Origin of the sequence: Streptococcus sp. GS001 (genome assembly GCF_021595565.1) — a bacterium.
Taxonomy (GTDB): domain Bacteria; phylum Bacillota; class Bacilli; order Lactobacillales; family Streptococcaceae; genus Streptococcus; species Streptococcus xiaochunlingii.
Genome location: NZ_JACSYJ010000006.1, coordinates 26,600 through 44,382, shown reverse-complemented (window position 1 = coordinate 44,382; position 17,783 = coordinate 26,600). Strand labels below are relative to the sequence as shown.

General features: G+C 43.9%; 16 protein-coding genes. All 16 read left to right on the top strand.

The window, feature by feature from the left end:
• The first annotated feature begins 221 nt into the window (after window positions 1-221).
• The 16 genes from glyQ (at window position 222) to pepC (ending at window position 17,780) form a co-directional block, all read left to right on the top strand.
• On the top strand, window positions 222-1,139 hold the full coding sequence (gene glyQ, locus H8S88_RS09565; protein ID WP_000038760.1) for a glycine--tRNA ligase subunit alpha: 918 nt from the start codon (window positions 222-224) through the stop codon (window positions 1,137-1,139).
• Window positions 1,140-1,347: 208 nt separating this feature from the next.
• A complete protein-coding gene (gene glyS, locus H8S88_RS09560; RefSeq protein WP_236128277.1) occupies window positions 1,348-3,384 on the top strand; it encodes a glycine--tRNA ligase subunit beta in 2,037 nt (678 codons plus the stop codon).
• A gap of 33 nt (window positions 3,385-3,417) precedes the next feature.
• On the top strand, window positions 3,418-3,675 hold the full coding sequence (locus H8S88_RS09555) for a DUF896 family protein (RefSeq protein ID WP_023920274.1): 258 nt from the start codon (window positions 3,418-3,420) through the stop codon (window positions 3,673-3,675).
• Window positions 3,676-4,070: 395 nt separating this feature from the next.
• On the top strand, window positions 4,071-5,021 hold the full coding sequence (gene rsmH / locus H8S88_RS09550) for a 16S rRNA (cytosine(1402)-N(4))-methyltransferase RsmH (RefSeq protein WP_006596867.1): 951 nt from the start codon (window positions 4,071-4,073) through the stop codon (window positions 5,019-5,021).
• A 12-nt stretch (window positions 5,022-5,033) separates the two neighbouring features.
• A complete protein-coding gene (ftsL, locus tag H8S88_RS09545) occupies window positions 5,034-5,369 on the top strand; it encodes a cell division protein FtsL (RefSeq protein ID WP_006596866.1) in 336 nt (111 codons plus the stop codon).
• Window positions 5,362-7,647 (top strand): penicillin-binding protein PBP2X, encoded by a 2,286-nt coding sequence (pbp2x, locus tag H8S88_RS09540; RefSeq protein ID WP_195324680.1) that lies wholly within the window; start codon window positions 5,362-5,364, stop codon window positions 7,645-7,647. The genes ftsL and pbp2x overlap by 8 nt, the downstream gene beginning before the upstream one ends.
• Window position 7,648: 1 nt before the next feature.
• Entirely contained in the window at window positions 7,649-8,650 is a 1,002-nt protein-coding gene (mraY, locus tag H8S88_RS09535; RefSeq protein ID WP_195324682.1) for a phospho-N-acetylmuramoyl-pentapeptide-transferase, read from the top strand.
• Between the two features lie 126 nt (window positions 8,651-8,776).
• Entirely contained in the window at window positions 8,777-10,120 is a 1,344-nt protein-coding gene (locus H8S88_RS09530; protein ID WP_195324684.1) for a DEAD/DEAH box helicase, read from the top strand.
• Window positions 10,121-10,344: 224 nt separating this feature from the next.
• The gene (locus tag H8S88_RS09525) at window positions 10,345-11,151 is read left to right on the top strand and encodes an amino acid ABC transporter permease (RefSeq protein WP_129822843.1); all 807 of its coding nucleotides are present in this window, start codon (window positions 10,345-10,347) and stop codon (window positions 11,149-11,151) included.
• A complete protein-coding gene (locus H8S88_RS09520) occupies window positions 11,148-11,891 on the top strand; it encodes an amino acid ABC transporter ATP-binding protein (RefSeq protein WP_195324686.1) in 744 nt (247 codons plus the stop codon). Before H8S88_RS09525 ends, H8S88_RS09520 begins: the two co-directional genes overlap by 4 nt.
• 195 nt (window positions 11,892-12,086) lie before the next feature.
• Window positions 12,087-12,314 carry a DUF4059 family protein gene (locus H8S88_RS09515; protein WP_006596860.1) on the top strand — a complete coding sequence of 76 codons (228 nt, stop codon included), beginning with the start codon at window positions 12,087-12,089 and terminating at the stop codon, window positions 12,312-12,314.
• Window positions 12,315-12,372: 58 nt separating this feature from the next.
• Window positions 12,373-13,287, top strand: coding sequence for a thioredoxin-disulfide reductase (trxB, locus tag H8S88_RS09510; protein ID WP_120701199.1), 915 nt, complete (start codon window positions 12,373-12,375; stop codon window positions 13,285-13,287).
• Between the two features lie 200 nt (window positions 13,288-13,487).
• Entirely contained in the window at window positions 13,488-14,945 is a 1,458-nt protein-coding gene (locus tag H8S88_RS09505; RefSeq protein ID WP_236128276.1) for a nicotinate phosphoribosyltransferase, read from the top strand.
• Complete coding sequence (nadE, locus tag H8S88_RS09500; RefSeq protein WP_006596857.1) at window positions 14,942-15,766, top strand: ammonia-dependent NAD(+) synthetase; 825 nt, start codon at window positions 14,942-14,944, stop codon at window positions 15,764-15,766. The genes H8S88_RS09505 and nadE overlap by 4 nt, the downstream gene beginning before the upstream one ends.
• 56 nt (window positions 15,767-15,822) lie before the next feature.
• Window positions 15,823-16,374 carry a GNAT family N-acetyltransferase gene (locus tag H8S88_RS09495; RefSeq protein WP_125336193.1) on the top strand — a complete coding sequence of 184 codons (552 nt, stop codon included), beginning with the start codon at window positions 15,823-15,825 and terminating at the stop codon, window positions 16,372-16,374.
• Between the two features lie 68 nt (window positions 16,375-16,442).
• Entirely contained in the window at window positions 16,443-17,780 is a 1,338-nt protein-coding gene (pepC, locus tag H8S88_RS09490; RefSeq protein ID WP_236128275.1) for a C1 family peptidase, read from the top strand.
• The last annotated feature ends 3 nt before the right edge of the window (window positions 17,781-17,783 follow it).

The following is a 17,783-nucleotide window of genomic DNA, read 5'->3' as shown; positions in this document are numbered from 1 at the left end:
TTATGGCGTTTTTTAAGCGAGCTTGGGATAGTGAAAGCCAAGCAGAACAAGATAAGCAAGTGGCGCTTTCTCTCAGTAAAAAGCTGAGTACAGTAGAATAAAATGAAGTAATAAATTAGGGTGGAACCGCGTTTTTGACGCCCCTAGGTCACTTGACTTAGGAGCAAAGACACGGTTTTTTTGTATCCAAAGTCGCAAGAAATTATAAAAAGGAGAAGAAGATGTCTAAAAAACTAACCTTCCAAGAAATTATTTTGACTTTGCAACAATACTGGAATGACCAGGGTTGTATGCTCATGCAGGCGTATGATAACGAGAAGGGTGCGGGAACCATGAGTCCTTATACCTTCCTTCGTGCCATCGGTCCTGAGCCATGGAATGCGGCTTATGTAGAGCCATCACGTCGTCCAGCTGATGGACGTTACGGGGAAAACCCAAACCGTCTTTACCAACACCACCAATTCCAAGTGGTCATGAAACCATCGCCTTCAAATATCCAAGAACTCTACCTCGAGTCTTTGGAAAAATTGGGCATCAACCCATTGGAACACGATATTCGTTTCGTTGAAGATAACTGGGAAAACCCATCAACTGGTTCAGCTGGTCTTGGTTGGGAAGTTTGGCTTGACGGTATGGAAATCACTCAGTTCACCTACTTCCAACAAGTCGGTGGTTTGGCAACTGGTCCTGTTACCGCTGAGGTCACTTATGGGTTGGAGCGTTTAGCTTCTTATATCCAAGAAGTAGATTCTGTTTACGATATTGAGTGGGCTCCAGGGGTAAAATACGGAGAAATCTTCCTTCAACCAGAATACGAGCACTCAAAATACAGCTTTGAAGTTTCTGACCAAGATATGTTGCTTGAAAACTTTGAGAAATTTGAAAAAGAAGCAGGACGTGCTTTGGAATTGGGCCTTGTTCACCCAGCCTATGACTATGTTTTGAAATGCTCACACACCTTCAACTTGCTAGATGCACGTGGTGCTGTTTCTGTTACAGAACGCGCTGGCTACATTGCACGCATCCGTAACTTGGCCCGTGTTGTAGCCAAAACCTTCGTCGCAGAACGCAAGAAACTCGGTTACCCACTGCTCGACGAAGCCACACGCGCAAAACTCCTAGCAGAAGAGGAAGAATAAAGAGAGCGTATTAGATGGGATTGGATGATAGAGCAATCCTACAGAACCAGTTGCCACAGTGATAAAGGTATCGTTAGAGAAACTAACGATACCAGGCAAAATTGGAGACCTTAGGCTCCAATTTTAGCAATGAAACGACGAAGTCGGTTGCTTGCGTGCCAATCACATAAGCCAAACTGGAAAAAAAGATATTTTTCGGAGAAAAAACATGACAAAAAACTTATTAGTAGAACTTGGACTTGAAGAGTTGCCAGCCTACGTTGTCACACCAAGTGAAAAACAATTGGGTGAGAAAATGGCAGCCTTCTTGGATGATAACCGCCTTTCATATGAAAACATTCAAACCTTCTCAACTCCACGTCGTTTGGCCGTCCGTGTGATTGGTTTGGCGGATCAACAATCGGATTTGACTGAAGATTTTAAAGGACCTTCTAAGAAAATCGCCTTGGATGCTGATGGAAACTTCTCAAAAGCAGCGCAAGGCTTTGTCCGTGGAAAAGGCTTGACTGTAGATGACATCGAATTCCGTGAAGTTAAGGGAGAAGAATACGTTTACGTGACGAAACATGAAGCTGGAAAACCTGCCAAAGAAGTCTTGGCCGGCGTTCCAGAAGTACTTGCTTCATTGACTTTCCCTGTCAGCATGCACTGGGCTAACAACAGCTTTGAATACATTCGTCCAGTTCATACCTTGATTGTCCTTTTGGGTGATGAAGCGCTTGATCTCGACTTCTTGGATATCCATTCAGGTCGTGTGAGTCGCGGACACCGTTTCCTTGGACATGAAGTGGAAATTACCAATGCGGATTCGTACGAAGAAGACCTTCGTACCGTTTACGTGATTGCGGATAGCAAAGAACGTGAAAACATGATTCGTGAACAAATCAAGGCCATCGAAGCAGAACAAGGTGTGCAAGTCCAAATTGAAGAAGGCCTTTTGAATGAAGTCTTGAACTTGGTCGAATACCCAACTGCCTTTATGGGAAGTTTTGACACTAAATATTTGGACGTTCCAGAAGAGGTTTTGGTGACATCAATGGAAACACACCAACGTTACTTTGTTGTACGTGACCTTGATGGTCAGCTGAAACCAAACTTCATCTCCGTCCGTAATGGTAACGCTGAGCACTTGGAAAATGTCGTTCGAGGAAATGAAAAAGTCTTGGTGGCACGTCTCGAAGATGGTGAATTCTTCTGGCGTGAAGACCAAAAACTTAAGATTGAAGACCTGGTTGCTAAATTGGCACACGTGACCTTCCATGAAAAAATTGGTTCTCTTTCAGAACACATGGCGCGTGCTGGTGTCATTGCAGCGTCACTAGCTGAGCAAGCTGGTTTGACAGCTGAAGAAACGGCAGCCGTCGCTCGTGCAGCTGAAATCTACAAATTTGACCTCTTGACGGGTATGGTCGGAGAGTTCGATGAATTGCAAGGAATCATGGGTGAAAAATACGCCCTCCTTGCTGGTGAAGATGCTGCGGTAGCGACAGCTATCCGTGAGCACTACCTTCCTGATTCAGCAGACGGAGCCCTTCCAGAGACTAAGGTTGGTGCCATCCTTGCCCTTGCAGATAAATTGGATACCCTCCTTTCCTTCTTCTCAGTAGGCTTGATTCCATCAGGTTCCAATGACCCTTATGCGCTTCGTCGTGCAACACAAGGGATTGTCCGTATCTTGGATGCCTTTGGCTGGCATATCCCTATGGATGAGTTGATTGACAGCCTTTACGCTCTTTCATTTGATAGCCTTTCTTATGATAATCAAGCAGAAGTGCTCAACTTCATCAAGGCGCGTGTGGACAAGATGATGGGACGCACAGCAAAAGATATCAAAGACGCTGTTCTTGCTGGTTCAAACTTTGTCGTGGCAGATATGTTGGAAGTAGCTGACGCTCTCTCAGAAGCTACGAAGACCGATGGTTACAAGGCAGCTGTTGAATCCCTCTCACGTGCTTTCAACTTGGCAGAAAAAGCAGATGCTTCAGTAGCGGTCGATGCCAGTCTCTTTGAAAATGATCAAGAAAAAGCTCTTGCTAAAGCAATTGAAGAGCTTGAATTGACTGGTGCAGCTAGTGACAAATTGACTCAACTCTTTGCTCTTAGCCCAGTCATTGATGCCTTCTTTGACAATACTATGGTGATGGCAGAAGATGAGGCTGTTAAAAACAACCGTTTGGCCCTTCTTGCAGGTCTTGTAGCGAAAGCTAACGCTGTTGCAGCCTTCAACCAATTGAACACAAAATAAGTACCTGGTAAAAGGTAGAAAGTAGGTCTTATTATGACACCTGAAAAAATCGCTCGAATCAATGAGCTTGCTAAAAAGAAAAAAACAGAAGGGTTGACTCCAGAAGAAGAAGTGGAGCAAGCAAAACTTCGTGAAGAATACATTGAAGGTTATCGTCGTTCGGTTCGTCACCATATCGAAGGAATTAAAGTGGTGGACGAAGAAGGTAACGATGTGACACCTGAGAAACTACGCCAAGTACAACGAGAGAAAGGTTTGCACGGCCGCAGTTTGGATGATCCCAATTCATAAATAGATAATAGAAAACTCGATCAGAAGTTGAACTGATCGAGTTTTCTTGTTCTATATGGGCTACTCTGAATCCTTATCTCTATTTTTGTAGTTTTTCCATTGATTTTTAAATATCCAAATAGAGATGGCAAGAACGAAGGCTGCTGTCCAAAAAATCCAAGGGACAGGGGTGCGTAGGAAAAAGTAGACTGCAATTAGATCGGCCACTAGCAGGCCAAGGAGGAGGTATTTCTTATCTTTCATAGAGTTATTGTATCACAATTTGCTTCTCTCGGTCTATTGGTTGATAGGATGAGCTTTTGAAGAATGGGAACTTTTTATCCGAAAATGATGAGCAGATAGAGAAGAGAATCTCAAGTGCATCCTGGTCAGATTTGTGGTAAAATAGATAGGATATGAGTAAAGAATTTCATCATGTAACGGTCTTGCTCCATGAAACGATTGATATGCTGGATGTAAAGCCAGATGGAATCTATGTGGATGCCACTCTAGGTGGAGCTGGCCATAGCGAATATTTATTAAGTCAATTAAGTGAAAAAGGGCATTTATATGCTTTTGACCAGGATCAGCATGCGATTGATAATGCGGAGAAACGATTAGCTCCTTATGTTGAAAAGGGCATGGTAACCTTCATCAAAGACAATTTCCGGAATCTTCAAGCGCGTCTCCAAGAATTGGGAGTCAATGAGATTGATGGAATCTGTTATGATTTAGGAGTTTCTAGTCCCCAGTTAGATGAGCGGTCTCGCGGTTTTTCTTATAAAAAAGATGCTCCCTTGGACATGCGGATGAATCAAGAAGCCTCTTTGACGGCTTATGACGTGGTCAACAACTATGATTACCACGATCTAGTCCGAATCTTTTTCAAGTATGGGGAAGATAAGTTTTCCAAGCAAATTGCTAGAAAGATCGAACAAGCGCGTGCGGTAAAACCGATTGAAACGACGACAGAATTGGCTGAAATCATCAAATCGGCAAAACCGGCTAAGGAACTAAAGAAAAAGGGGCATCCAGCCAAACAAATTTTCCAGGCGATTCGAATTGAAGTCAACGATGAATTGGGAGCGGCGGATGAATCAATCCAGCAGGCCATGGATTTGTTGGCAGTTGGTGGTCGTATTTCAGTCATTACCTTTCATTCCTTGGAAGATCGTTTGACCAAACAATTGTTTAAAGAAGCTTCTACAGTAGAAGTACCGAAGGGCTTGCCTTTCATCCCAGAGGACTTAAAACCAAAAATGGAATTAGTCTCTCGAAAACCGATTCTTCCAAGCCAAGAAGAGTTAGAGAAGAACAACCGAGCTCATTCTGCAAAATTGCGGGTTGCTCGAAAAATTCATAAGTAAGAGGAAATAAACATGGCAGATCAACCATTACGATCTCGGGGCAGTCAGTTGCAAGATCGTATTCGTCGCTTTACCAGAGTAGAAAAAGCTTTTTATGGCTCGATTGTCCTAACAGGGATTATTCTCGCTGTCAGTATTATTTTTATGCAGACGCGGATTCTACAAGTGCAAAGCGATTTGACAAACCTCAATACGGAACTAAAAACAAAAGAGACTGAACTAGAAGATATCCGGCAAGAAGTCAATGAGTTGACTCGATATGAACGCTTGTCTAAGTTAGCTAGTTCTCAGGGGATGACCCTCCAAAAAGAAAATCGAAAAGTGGTGAGTTCAAGTAGCGATGAGTAAATTAAAAAAGAAAATCATTCGTTATTCCCTTAAAAAAAGGAAACTTCCAGACCAAAATCGTCGGCAAGTAGCTAAGAATTTAAGTTTGCTTTCCATTCTTGTTTTCTTCATATTTCTCATTAATTTTGCAGTTATCATAGGCACAGATAGCAAATTCGGAAAAAATTTATCTGAGTTATCCCATCAAGTCCATCAGAAAACAGAGATTGTTCCAGCCAAACGAGGAACAATTTATGACCGAAATGGAGCTGTTATTGCTGAGGATGCGACGACTTATAATGTTTATGCGATCATCGACAAAACCTATAAATCGGCAAAAGGTGAAGTTTTATACGTTGAAGAAAGTCAATACAACCAAGTAGCGGACGTTTTTAATCGTTATTTGGGCATGGAAAAAGACTATGTCGTCCAACAACTGTCTCAGAAGAAGCTCAACCAAGTTTCTTTTGGTGCAGCGGGGAATGATATCAGCTATAGCAATATGGATGCTATCCGGAGTGAACTAGAAGCTGCCAACATTAAAGGTGTTGATTTTACGACGAGTCCAAACCGGAGTTATAAAAATGGGACCTTTGCCTCTCAATTTATCGGTCAAGCTCAATTGATAGAAGATAAAGAAGGCAATAAAACCCTGCAGGGAACAACGGGAATAGAAAAATCCTTGGATCGGATCCTGGGTGGTCAGGATGGAGTGGTGACCTATGAAAAGGATCGCAACGGAAATATTGTGCCAGGATCAGATAAGGTTGCCGTGAAGACAGAAGATGGGAAGGATGTATACACAACCCTTTCTGCGGAACTTCAAACCTATCTCGAAACGCGAATGGATGTTTTCCAAGAAAAGGTAAAAGGTAAATATGTCAGTGCGACGTTGGTCAGTGCCAAAACAGGGGAAATCCTTGCAACGACACAACGTCCAACCTATAATGCAGATACCAAAGAAGGCTTGGATATTAAGAATCTGAGAACCTGGAACACGATTCTTTACCAGGATCAATATGAACCAGGTTCGACTATGAAGGTCATGACCTTGGCTGCGGCGATTGATCATGGGACTTTCCCAGCCTATAACGAGGTATATTACAATAACGAGTTGCAAGTAAAAGACGCGACCATCAAAGACTGGGATGTCAATATGGGGCTGTCTGAAGGTCGCTATATGAATATTGCCCAAGGTTTTGCCTATTCAAGTAACATTGGGATGACCAAGCTTGAACAGAAGATGGGCAATAATGTCTGGATGAATTACCTCAAACTCTTTAAGTTCGGACTTCCTACACGTTTTGGAATGGGGGACGAAGGTTTTGGAGGCCTACCAGGTGATAACTATGTCACTCAAGCCATGTCTTCCTTCGGTCAAGGGATTTCGGTGACCCAAACGCAGATGTTACGTGCATTTTCTGCCATTGCAAATGATGGGGAAATGTTGGAGCCTAAATTTATCAGTGCGATCTACGACGGCAAGCATGAAACTGCTCGTAAATCACAAAGAGAGATTGTCGGCAATCCAGTACCCGCTTCAGTTGCCCAACAGACCCGTAATTACATGATTACGGTAGGGACTGATCCTCAATTTGGTACCCTCTATTCATCGGATGGTCCCATTATCCAAGTAGCTGGACAAAATGTTGCTGTTAAATCAGGGACAGCCCAAATTGCGACAGCTAATGGCTACTTGGAAGGCGAAAATGATAATATCTACTCGATTGTTGTCATGACACCTGCTGAAGACCCAGATTTTATTATGTATGTGACAGTTCAACAGCCTGAAGTCAGCTTTAGTCCAAAGAGCTGGCAAGAACTGGTCAATCCAGTCTTGGAAGATGCGGTTGCTTTGAAGGATGAGTTGAATCTAGTAACTGAAACCAAAGCCTTGGATGGGGTCACGAAAGAGGACACCTATAAGATGCCGTCGGCAGAATCCTTGTCGAAAGAATTGAAGTTGAAGCAGACCATCAGCCCAGGTGGCTTCGCAGATGAACTGCGTCGCAATCTGATCCAGCCTGTCGTCCTAGGAACTGGAAAGAATATTAAAAAGATGTCTGTATCAGCAGGAACGAAATTAAAGGCAAATGAGCAAGTGTTATTATTAACAGATGACTTGGATTCAGTTCCGGATATGTATGGCTGGACCAAGGAAAATGTTGATAAATTTGCGGAATGGACGGGCATTGAGATCACCTATAAAGGGGACGGTTCTCGTGTGAGCAAACAAAACGTCAAAGTAGAAACTGCTTTAAAGAAGACGAAGAAAATAACAATTACATTAGGAGATTGATATGTTACTTGCTACCCTAGTAGTATCATTTATTCTAACGGTTATTGGCATTCCTGCCTTTATCCGTTTCTATCAACGGGCCCATATTTCGGGCCAACAAATGCACGAAGATGTGAAGCAACACAAAGCCAAAGCAGGTACTCCTACTATGGGGGGAGTGGTCTTCTTGATCACTTCAGTCTTTGTCACCCTTGTCTTTAGCTTCCTAACTGGGAACTTTACGCGTCCTGTTCAATTGATCCTCTTTATTTTGGTCTTGTATGGAATCGTCGGTTTCTTGGATGACTTCTTGAAGGTCTTTCGTAAGATCAATGAAGGCTTGAATCCCAAGCAAAAATTAGCCCTGCAATTGGTGGGTGGAATCATTTTCTATCTCTTCTCTGAACGCCATGGAGCTGGTAGTCTTCTCAATGTCTTTGGTTGGGATGTCTATTTGGGACATTTCTATATTGTCTTTGCCTTGTTCTGGTTGGTTGGTTTTTCAAATGCAGTCAACTTAACGGACGGGATTGATGGCTTGGCAAGTATTTCGGTAACCATCAGCTTGATCGCTTATTCCATCATCGCTGTTTGGCAAAGACGAATCGATATCCTTTTTGTAACGATTAGTATGATTGGAGCTCTATTAGGTTTCTTCGTATACAACCACAAGCCGGCCAAGATTTTCATGGGAGATGTTGGAAGCCTAGCCCTAGGTGGGATGCTTGCGACTCTATCCATGGCTCTCCACGTAGAGTGGACCTTGCTCTTGATTGGGATTGTCTACGTCTTTGAGACTAGCTCTGTCATGCTCCAGGTGTCCTATTTCAAATGGACCAAGAAACGGACAGGGGAAGGACGTCGGATTTTCCGCATGACGCCTTTCCATCACCATTTAGAATTGGGTGGTCTGTCTGGTAATGGACCTAAATGGTCTGAGTGGAAGGTCGATGCCTTTCTTTGGAGTCTCGGTGCTGGGATGAGTGCCTTGACCCTCTTGATCTACTTTTTGATCAATTCATAAATCATTGAAAATAATAGGTTGGGATGCTATCTCAGCCTTTTTTGCTAGCTGGGAATTGCTGTTCAAAAGAAGAGCGGTAAGAGAACTTTTCTGATATAATAATAGAGATGATGAAAGGATAAGAGAATGAAATTTACAGATTTTAAGTTTAAGGACTATATCCAAGAGGCCTTAAAAGAGATTAATTTTATCGAAGCGACAGAAGTTCAAGAAAAACTCATCCCGATTGTTTTAGCAGGTCGAGATTTGGTCGGTGAATCCAAAACAGGATCAGGGAAGACCCATACTTTCCTCTTACCAATTTTTCAAACCTTAAATGAGGATAGTAGTAATGTCGAAGTGGTCATCACAGCACCTAGTCGGGAATTGGCCACACAGATTTACCACGCGGCTCGTCAGATTGCTAGCCACTGTGAAAAGGAAATTCGGATTGCCAACTATGTTGGCGGAACTGATAAGGCTCGTCAGATTGATAAGCTCCAAGTGGCTCAACCGCATATCGTGATTGGGACACCAGGACGCATCTATGATTTGGTTGCCTCTGGAGATTTAGCCATTCATAAGGCCCATACCTTTGTGGTCGATGAGGCTGATATGACTCTCGATATGGGCTTTTTGACGACTGTAGACAAGATTGCATCCAGTCTTCCAAAGAAGCTTCAGTTTTTGGTCTTCTCTGCTACGATTCCGCAAAAGTTACAACCCTTCTTGAAGAAATATTTGTCTAACCCTGTCATGGAGCAGATCAAAACCAAAACGGTGATCTCGGACACCATTGATAACTGGTTGGTATCGACAAAAGGGCGAGATAAGAATGAGCAAGTCTATCAACTAACCCAGGCTCTTCAACCTTATTTGGCAATGATTTTTGTGAATACCAAGGACAGAGCGGACGATTTGCATGCTTTTCTAGTAGAGAAGGGGCTCAAGGTCGCTAAAATCCATGGGGGGGTTCCTCCACGGGAGCGCAAGCGAATCATGAACCAAGTCAAAAATCTGGATTTTGAATATATCGTGGCGACGGACTTGGCAGCGCGTGGGATTGATATTGAAGGGGTCAGTCATGTCATTAACGATGCCATTCCACAGGACTTATCCTTCTTTGTTCACCGCGTTGGCCGGACTGGTCGGAATGGTCTTCCTGGTACAGCCATCACCCTCTATCAACCGAGTGATGACTCAGACATTCGGGAGCTTGAAAAATTGGGCATCCAGTTTGTCCCTAAGGTCTTGAAGGCTGGAGCTATCGAAGATACCTATGACCGGGATCGCCGGGCTAATCGTGAAAAACGCCAAGAAAAACTTGACATTGAGATGATCGGCTTGGTCAAGAAGAAAAAGAAAAAAATCAAACCAGGCTACAAGAAAAAAATCAAATGGGCTGTGGACGAGAAACGTCGCAAAGCCAAGCGAGCTGAGAATCGTGCTCGAGGTCGAGCAGAAAGAAAGGCGAAACGCCAAACCTTTTAGTGATAAAGAAATTTAAAGATTTCCATAAAAATTAACTATTTGGTCGCTGATTTATTTTGTGACAGACTATCTATAGATAGTCTATTTTTTTGCTCTTAGGGGAGATGCTTGCTTGTTATCACATCAGACCTGAAGCATGATTTACGAACGATCAGTAGCAAAACTCAGCATTTTAACTGTAAATATGATAGAATGATTCATTATCGAGGGAGGAAGTAACGAAGATGTTTACAACTACTTATCTGGCATCTGGCTGGTACGAAGAGTTTTTAAAATGGATACCAGAAGGAGAAATCTTTAACCTACGCGTCGTTTTTGAAGCTATTCCCGGAATTTTAAAAGAGCTTCCAAATACGATTTTGTTAACCTTGGCAGGAGCCTTTTTTGGTTTATTGCTAGCTCTATTGTTTGCCATTGTCAAGATCAATCGGGTAAAAATCCTCTACCCGATCCAAGCCTTGTTTGTGAGTTTTTTAAGAGGGACACCAATTTTGGTCCAGTTGATGCTGACCTACTATGGAATCCCGCTCCTATTGAAGGCCATTAACCAACAATATGGGACAGCCTTTAATATCAACGATGTGCCAGCCCATTTATTTGTCATTGTAGCCTTTGCCTTCAATGAGGCAGCCTATGCCAGTGAGACCATTCGGGCAGCAATTTTATCTGTTGATGCGGGTGAAATCGAAGCAGCGAAGAGTCTCGGCATGACCAATGCTCAAGTTTATCGTCGGATTATTATTCCAAATGCAGCCGTGGTTGCGACTCCGACCTTGATCAACTCTTTGATTGGTTTGACCAAGGGGACTTCCCTGGCCTTTTATGCAGGTGTTTTGGAAATTTTTGCCCAAGCCAAGATTATGTCGGGGAATGACAGTCGCTACTTCGAGCGCTTTATCTCTGTTTCATTGATCTACTGGGCCATTAATATTTTGATTGAACAATTGGGACGTTGGATCGAACAGGTACTCTCTATCAAAGATCCAAAAGTTGTTACCCAAACCTTGCAAGAGGAGGAACGAGCAGCATGATTCGGATTTCACAATTATCAAAATCTTTTTCCGGTCAAATGGTCCTAGACCATCTCGATCTGGAAGTTCAAAAAGGGGAAGTCGTTGCCTTGATCGGTTCTTCTGGAGCTGGGAAATCAACCTTCTTGAGAAGCTTGAACTATCTGGAAGCTCCGGATAGTGGCAGTATTGAGATCAATGGGGAAAAGGTAGACTTTGAAACCATCAGTAAGGACGAGATCCTGACCCTTCGAAGAAAGCTAGCTATGGTCTTTCAACAGTTTAATCTTTTCAGTCGCAAGACTGCTTTGGACAATGTCAAGGAAGGACTGATCGTCGTCAAAGGCTTATCCGACCAGGAAGCGACCAAGATTGCCAAAGAAGAACTCGCAAAAGTCGGTCTGTCGGACCGCGAAACCCATTACCCTCGTCATTTGTCAGGAGGGCAGAAACAGCGGGTGGCCTTGGCACGTGCCCTAGCCATGAAGCCAGAAGTCCTCTTATTGGATGAGCCAACTTCAGCCCTCGATCCGGAATTGGTCGGAGAGGTAGAAAAAGCCATCGCAGCAGCAGCTCAGGCAGGTCAAACCATGATTCTGGTTAGCCATGATATGAGCTTTGTTTCCCAAGTGGCAGACAAGGTCTTGTTCCTAGACAAGGGGAAAATTATTGAATCTGGGACTCCAGAAGAGATCATGAAAGCTCCTAAAGAAGAGCGGACAAAAGAATTCTTTGCTAGTTACAAACGAACATTTGTTTGATATAATATATAAGAGCTCGAGTCTGGAACGCGATGTTTCAGACTCGGATTTTTCTTTGAGTAGGTGCCTCAGGAAAAGATGAATAGTAGTAGTTCATTTTTCCGCGAAGATAGAAGTTTCAACTTGATCCAATAGTGAACGAAACGAATCGGCACCTCGTCCCCTCATTCCAATCTTGGATACTAAGGAGATCTTATGTTAAACCAATTGCTATCTCTCTATATCGAGAGCCTAATCATCACTTCAATTGGGGTGTTGGTTGCTTCAGCTATTTGGATAGGCTTGCGAGCGGCTCGTAAGACGGATAAAACAGCTAAGGAACGCCAGTTACACCTCTATGATATTTTATTGATTGATATTATGACAATTCCAGTTCTTACCTTTGCAGTCATTGGAGTTCTGTTTATTCTTCGAGCAAGATAATTGCAAAATGATTGAATTGGAGTTAGAATCAAGATAGTTACAACAAAAGGAGAAGCTTATGTATGATACACTGATTATCGGCGCAGGACCTGCGGGAATGACCGCAGCCTTGTATGCAGCCCGCAGCAATCTCAAGGTTGCCTTGTTAGAAGCAGGAATTCCTGGCGGACAGATGAACAACACGTCTGACATTGAAAATTATCCAGGCTATGCCAACATCAGTGGTCCTGAATTGGCTGAAAAGATGTTCGAACCTCTAGAAGCTTTAGGAGTGGAACACTTGTTCGGCAGAGCTGAAAACATTGTGGATCAAGGAAACTACAAGGAGATTACGACAGATGATGGTCTCCTTCAAGCCAAGACCGTTATTATTGCGACTGGTTCTAACCATCGCTTGTTGGGAGTTCCAGGTGAAGAAGAATTAAATAGTCGTGGGGTTTCTTATTGCGCTGTCTGTGATGGCGCCTTCTTCCGAGATGAAGACCTCATGGTTGTTGGTGGAGGAGATTCTGCGGTTGAAGAGGCAATCTTCCTGACTCAGTTTGCTAAGTCTGTTACCATTGTTCATCGACGCGATGCCCTACGTGCCCAAAAAGTTCTTCAAGACCGAGCTTTTGCCAATGAAAAGATTCACTTTGCTTGGAATACAGTGGTCGAAGAGATCAAAGGGGACAACCGTGTGACCAGTCTGGTCTTAAAAGATGTTCAAACTGGTGAGGTTCGCGAGCAAGCAGCTGGTGGTGTCTTTATCTATGTGGGCTTGGATCCTGTCAGTGACTTTGCCAAAGACCTCGGTATTCTAGACGATCAAGGTTGGGTGATCACTGATGATCATATGAAGACCTCCGTGCCGGGTGTCTTTGCGGTTGGAGATGTCCGCCAAAAAGATCTTCGTCAGGTCACCACAGCTGTTGGAGATGGCGCTGTCGCCGGTCAAGAAGCTTATAAATATATTACTGAACACGAAGAATAAGAGAGAAGAAAGGGATGTTCGTCTGATGGAAAGAGGCGAAGATCCCTTTTTTTTACGATAAAAAATGAGGCTTAGCCCGGATTAAACTCATGTGGTCCTGCTTAAAATGTGCTATAATGTGTTTAAAATTATTTTGGACTGTGCCAGTTGACAGAGCGTGACTGGTGCCATGACGTAAGAAAAAAGAAGAGGGATCAAACATGTACCCAGATGATAGTTTAACTCTCCATACTGATTTGTATCAAATCAATATGATGCAGGTTTACTTTGAACAAGGCATCCACAATAAAAAGGCGGTCTTCGAAGCCTATTTCCGCCAGCAACCTTTTAAAAATGGCTATGCCGTCTTTGCAGGTCTTGAGCGCATTGTCAACTATTTGAAGAATCTACATTTTTCAGAGTCGGATATTGCCTACTTAGAATCCTTAGGCTACGAAGGAGCCTTCCTGGATTACTTGAAAAATTTCAAAATGGAATTGACCGTTCGTTCTGCTAAAGAAGGGGACCTGGTCTTTGCCAATGAGCCGATTGTTCAAGTAGAAGGACCGCTAGCCCAGTGTCAATTGGTCGAAACGGCCCTCCTCAATATTGTCAATTTCCAAACCTTGATTGCTACAAAAGCCGCTCGGATCAAGGCTGTGATCGAAGACGAACCTTTGATGGAGTTCGGAACTCGTAGAGCGCACGAAATGGATGCGGCTATTTGGGGAACCCGTGCAGCCGTTATTGGAGGCGCTAGCGGGACCAGTAACGTACGTGCAGGAAAACTCTTTGACATCCCTGTCCTTGGGACACATGCCCATGCCTTGGTGCAGGTCTATGGCGATGATTATAAAGCCTTCAAGGCCTATGCTGAGACCCATCGCAACTGTGTCTTCCTAGTGGATACCTATGATACATTGCGTATCGGAGTTCCGGCTGCGATTCAGGTGGCGCGTGAGATGGGAGATCGTATCAACTTCCTAGGAGTGCGGATTGACTCTGGAGATATTGCCTACATTTCGAAAAAGGTTCGCCAACAGTTGGATGAAGCTGGTTTCACAGAAGCGAAGATCTATGCTTCAAATGATTTGGATGAGAACACCATCCTCAACTTGAAGATGCAAAAGGCTAAGATTGATGTCTGGGGTGTCGGAACCAAGTTGATCACAGCCTATGACCAACCAGCCCTCGGAGCAGTCTATAAGATTGTTGCTATCGAAGACGAAAATGGTCAAATGCGAAATACCATCAAACTGTCTAACAATGCTGAAAAAGTTTCAACCCCAGGGAAGAAGCAAGTTTGGCGTATTACCAGTCGGGAAAAAGGCAAATCGGAAGGGGATTACATCACTTACGATGGAGTAGATGTCAATGAACTGACAGAAATCAAGATGTTCCATCCGACCTATACCTATATCAAGAAGACGGTTCGCGATTTCGATGCCATCCCTCTCTTGGTCGATATTTTCAAAGATGGGAAACTAGTCTACAAATTGCCAACCTTGATGGATATCCAAGCATATGCTCGGAAGGAATTCGACAAGCTCTGGGACGAATACAAACGTGTCCTCAATCCACAACATTATCCAGTGGACTTGGCCAAGGACGTATGGCAAGATAAGATGGACCTCATCGATCAGATGCGTCAGAAAGCCTTGGGAGGTGAAGAAGAATGAGCCTACAAGAAGATATTATTGCCCAATTAGGGGTCAAGCCAGTCATTGATCCTCAAGAAGAGATTCGCCGGTCCATTGATTTTTTGAAGGACTACCTGCAAAAACATCCTTTTCTAAAGACCTTTGTCTTAGGAATTTCGGGAGGACAGGACTCGACCCTAGCGGGTCGCCTGGCTCAATTAGCCATGGAGGAAATGCGGGCAGAGACTGGAGATGCCAGTTATCAGTTTGTTGCTGTCCGCTTGCCCTACGGTGTTCAAGCGGATGAAGCAGATGCCCAAAAGGCCTTGGCCTTCATCCAGCCAGACGTCAGCCTGGTCGTGAACATCAAGGAATCGGTCGATGCCATGGAGCGTGCTGTCGAAGCGACAGGAACAGATGTCTCAGATTTTAACAAGGGCAATATCAAGGCACGGAGTCGGATGGTTGCTCAGTACGCTCTAGCAGGTGCCTATAGCGGAGCCGTCATTGGGACGGACCATGCGGCCGAAAATATCACTGGTTTCTTTACCAAGTTTGGAGATGGCGGAGCCGATATCCTTCCTCTCTACCGCCTTAATAAGCGCCAAGGCAAGCAGTTGCTTCAGGCACTGGGAGCTGATCCTGCCTTGTATGAGAAGGTACCGATTGCAGATTTGGAAGAAGAAAAGCCAGGTATCGCTGACGAAGTAGCTCTTGGGGTGACCTATGCAGAAATTGATGACTACCTAGAAGGGAAATCAGTTAGCCCAGAAGCTCAAGCAACCATTGAAAACTGGTGGCACAAAGGCCAACACAAACGTCATCTACCGATTACGGTATTTGATACCTTCTGGCGTTGATAGAAAAGAAAAGTCGGTTGAGCCGACTTTTTTTAAACAGAATAGGAGGAAAGTAGATGAGAAAATTGGGTACTATTGAACTGGAAACCAAGCGTTTATTATTAAGACGCTTTGTTGTAGAGGATGCAAAGGCAATGTTTGAAAATTGGGCATCTGATGCAGATAATCTTAAATATGTGACTTGGGATCCCCATCCAAATCCTCAAGTGACTCGAGCTTCAATTGAGAGATGGCTCCTTCATTACCAAGAGGAAAACACCTACAAATGGGCGATTTGTAAGAAAGATGATCCCGCACAAGTGATAGGTGATATCAGTGTCGTTTCTCAGGATTCGCAAAAAGAACTGTGTGAAGTCGGCTATATTCTAGGGAAGAACTTCTGGGGTCAAGGTCTGATGACAGAAGCCCTCCAGGCTGTTTTACACTTTTTGTTGGTAGAGGTGGGATTCAAGGAAGTTCAGGCCAAGTATGTCAGTTTGAACCCTGCTTCGGGACGGGTAATGGCAAAAGCTGGAATGCAATATCTTGAAACTCTCCCAGATGCTGTTGCCAGAAAAGGCTATGTCGGAGATCAAATAATCTACACTATCCATTCTTCTGACCTTTAAAACAATTTTTACTTGAAGATTTTAGCCAATGGTCTATAATGGTAAGTAGCTTTACAAAGGAGAATTTTATGTCAGAATTAACACAAGAATTTACAGATCAACTCTATGCGAATTACCAAGCAAATGTGAAATTTGCGGCTCTTGAAAATGCCATCACCCACAATGGGATTCATGCAGCTTTAGAGACACGCAAAAGTGCAGTAGAAAACACCCCCGTCTTTTCTCTTGATTTGACCAAGGATAAGGTGACGGACCAGAAAGCTTCTGGTCGTTGCTGGATGTTTGCGGCTCTAAATACCTTCCGTCATAAAATGATTGCCAGCTTCCAATTAGAGGATTTTGAGTTGTCTCAAGCTCATACCTTCTTCTGGGACAAGTACGAAAAATCCAACTGGTTCTTGGAACAAATCATTGCGACAGCGGACCAGGATTTGACCAGCCGCAAGGTGGCCTTCCTCCTTCAAACCCCTCAACAAGATGGTGGTCAATGGGATATGGTCGTTTCCCTTTTTGAAAAATATGGGGTTGTACCCAAGTCTGTCTATCCAGAATCTATCTCATCTAGCAATAGCCGGGAGCTCAATACCTACTTAAACAAATTGTTGCGTCAAGATGCGCAGATCCTACGCGAATTGCTTGCGAGTGGAGCAGATCAAGTAACGGTTCAAAGCAAGAAAGAAGAGCTCCTCCAAGAAATCTTTAATTTCTTAGCTATGTCACTGGGCTTGCCCCCTCGTACATTTAGTTTCTCTTATCGCGATAAGGACAATAACTTCCACACAGAGTCTGGCTTGACACCTCAAAGTTTTTACAAAAAATATGTGGATCTTCAGTTGGAGGACTACGTTTCTGTTATCAATGCGCCAACGGCAGACAAGCCTTATGGCCAGTCCTATACGGTTGAGATGCTGGGGAATGTGGTCGGTAGCCGGGAAGTTCGCTACCTCAACGTTCCGATGGAGCGCTTGAAAGAATTGGCCATTGCCCAAATGAAAGCTGGGGAAACTGTTTGGTTTGGATCAGATGTCGGCCAAGTCAGCAACCGGAAAGCTGGAATCCTTGCGATAGATGTCTACGATTTTGAAGCGGGAATGGATATCCAGCTGACTCAAGATAAGGCAGGGCGTTTGGATTATGCGGAAAGTCTCATGACCCATGCCATGGTCTTGACTGGTGTAGATTTGGACGAAGCTGGACGTCCTCTTAAATGGAAGGTTGAAAATTCTTGGGGAGAGAAAGTCGGAACAGATGGCTACTTTGTAGCTTCTGACGCTTGGATGGACGAATACACCTACCAAATCGTCGTCCGCAAGGAACTGTTGACGGCGGAAGAATTGGCTGCTTATGAGGCAGAACCGATTGTCCTAGCTCCTTGGGATCCAATGGGGGCTTTGGCTTCTAAATAATAT

Bases quoted from the DNA above. Each gene is read 5' to 3' on its own strand.
- H8S88_RS09520 (WP_195324686.1), top strand. From the start codon at position 11,148: ATGATTCGGATTTCACAATTATCAAAATCTTTTTCCGGTCAAATGGTC.
- H8S88_RS09495 (WP_125336193.1), top strand. From the start codon at position 15,823: ATGAGAAAATTGGGTACTATTGAACTGGAAACCAAGCGTTTATTATTA.
- ftsL (WP_006596866.1), top strand. From the start codon at position 5,034: ATGGCAGATCAACCATTACGATCTCGGGGCAGTCAGTTGCAAGATCGT.
- H8S88_RS09515 (WP_006596860.1), top strand. From the start codon at position 12,087: ATGTTAAACCAATTGCTATCTCTCTATATCGAGAGCCTAATCATCACT.
- mraY (WP_195324682.1), top strand. From the start codon at position 7,649: ATGTTACTTGCTACCCTAGTAGTATCATTTATTCTAACGGTTATTGGC.
- pepC (WP_236128275.1), top strand. From the start codon at position 16,443: ATGTCAGAATTAACACAAGAATTTACAGATCAACTCTATGCGAATTAC.
- H8S88_RS09525 (WP_129822843.1), top strand. From the start codon at position 10,345: ATGTTTACAACTACTTATCTGGCATCTGGCTGGTACGAAGAGTTTTTA.
- H8S88_RS09505 (WP_236128276.1), top strand. From the start codon at position 13,488: ATGTACCCAGATGATAGTTTAACTCTCCATACTGATTTGTATCAAATC.
- glyS (WP_236128277.1), top strand. From the start codon at position 1,348: ATGACAAAAAACTTATTAGTAGAACTTGGACTTGAAGAGTTGCCAGCC.
- H8S88_RS09530 (WP_195324684.1), top strand. From the start codon at position 8,777: ATGAAATTTACAGATTTTAAGTTTAAGGACTATATCCAAGAGGCCTTA.
- glyQ (WP_000038760.1), top strand. From the start codon at position 222: ATGTCTAAAAAACTAACCTTCCAAGAAATTATTTTGACTTTGCAACAA.
- pbp2x (WP_195324680.1), top strand. From the start codon at position 5,362: ATGAGTAAATTAAAAAAGAAAATCATTCGTTATTCCCTTAAAAAAAGG.
- H8S88_RS09555 (WP_023920274.1), top strand. From the start codon at position 3,418: ATGACACCTGAAAAAATCGCTCGAATCAATGAGCTTGCTAAAAAGAAA.
- trxB (WP_120701199.1), top strand. From the start codon at position 12,373: ATGTATGATACACTGATTATCGGCGCAGGACCTGCGGGAATGACCGCA.
- nadE (WP_006596857.1), top strand. From the start codon at position 14,942: ATGAGCCTACAAGAAGATATTATTGCCCAATTAGGGGTCAAGCCAGTC.
- rsmH (WP_006596867.1), top strand. From the start codon at position 4,071: ATGAGTAAAGAATTTCATCATGTAACGGTCTTGCTCCATGAAACGATT.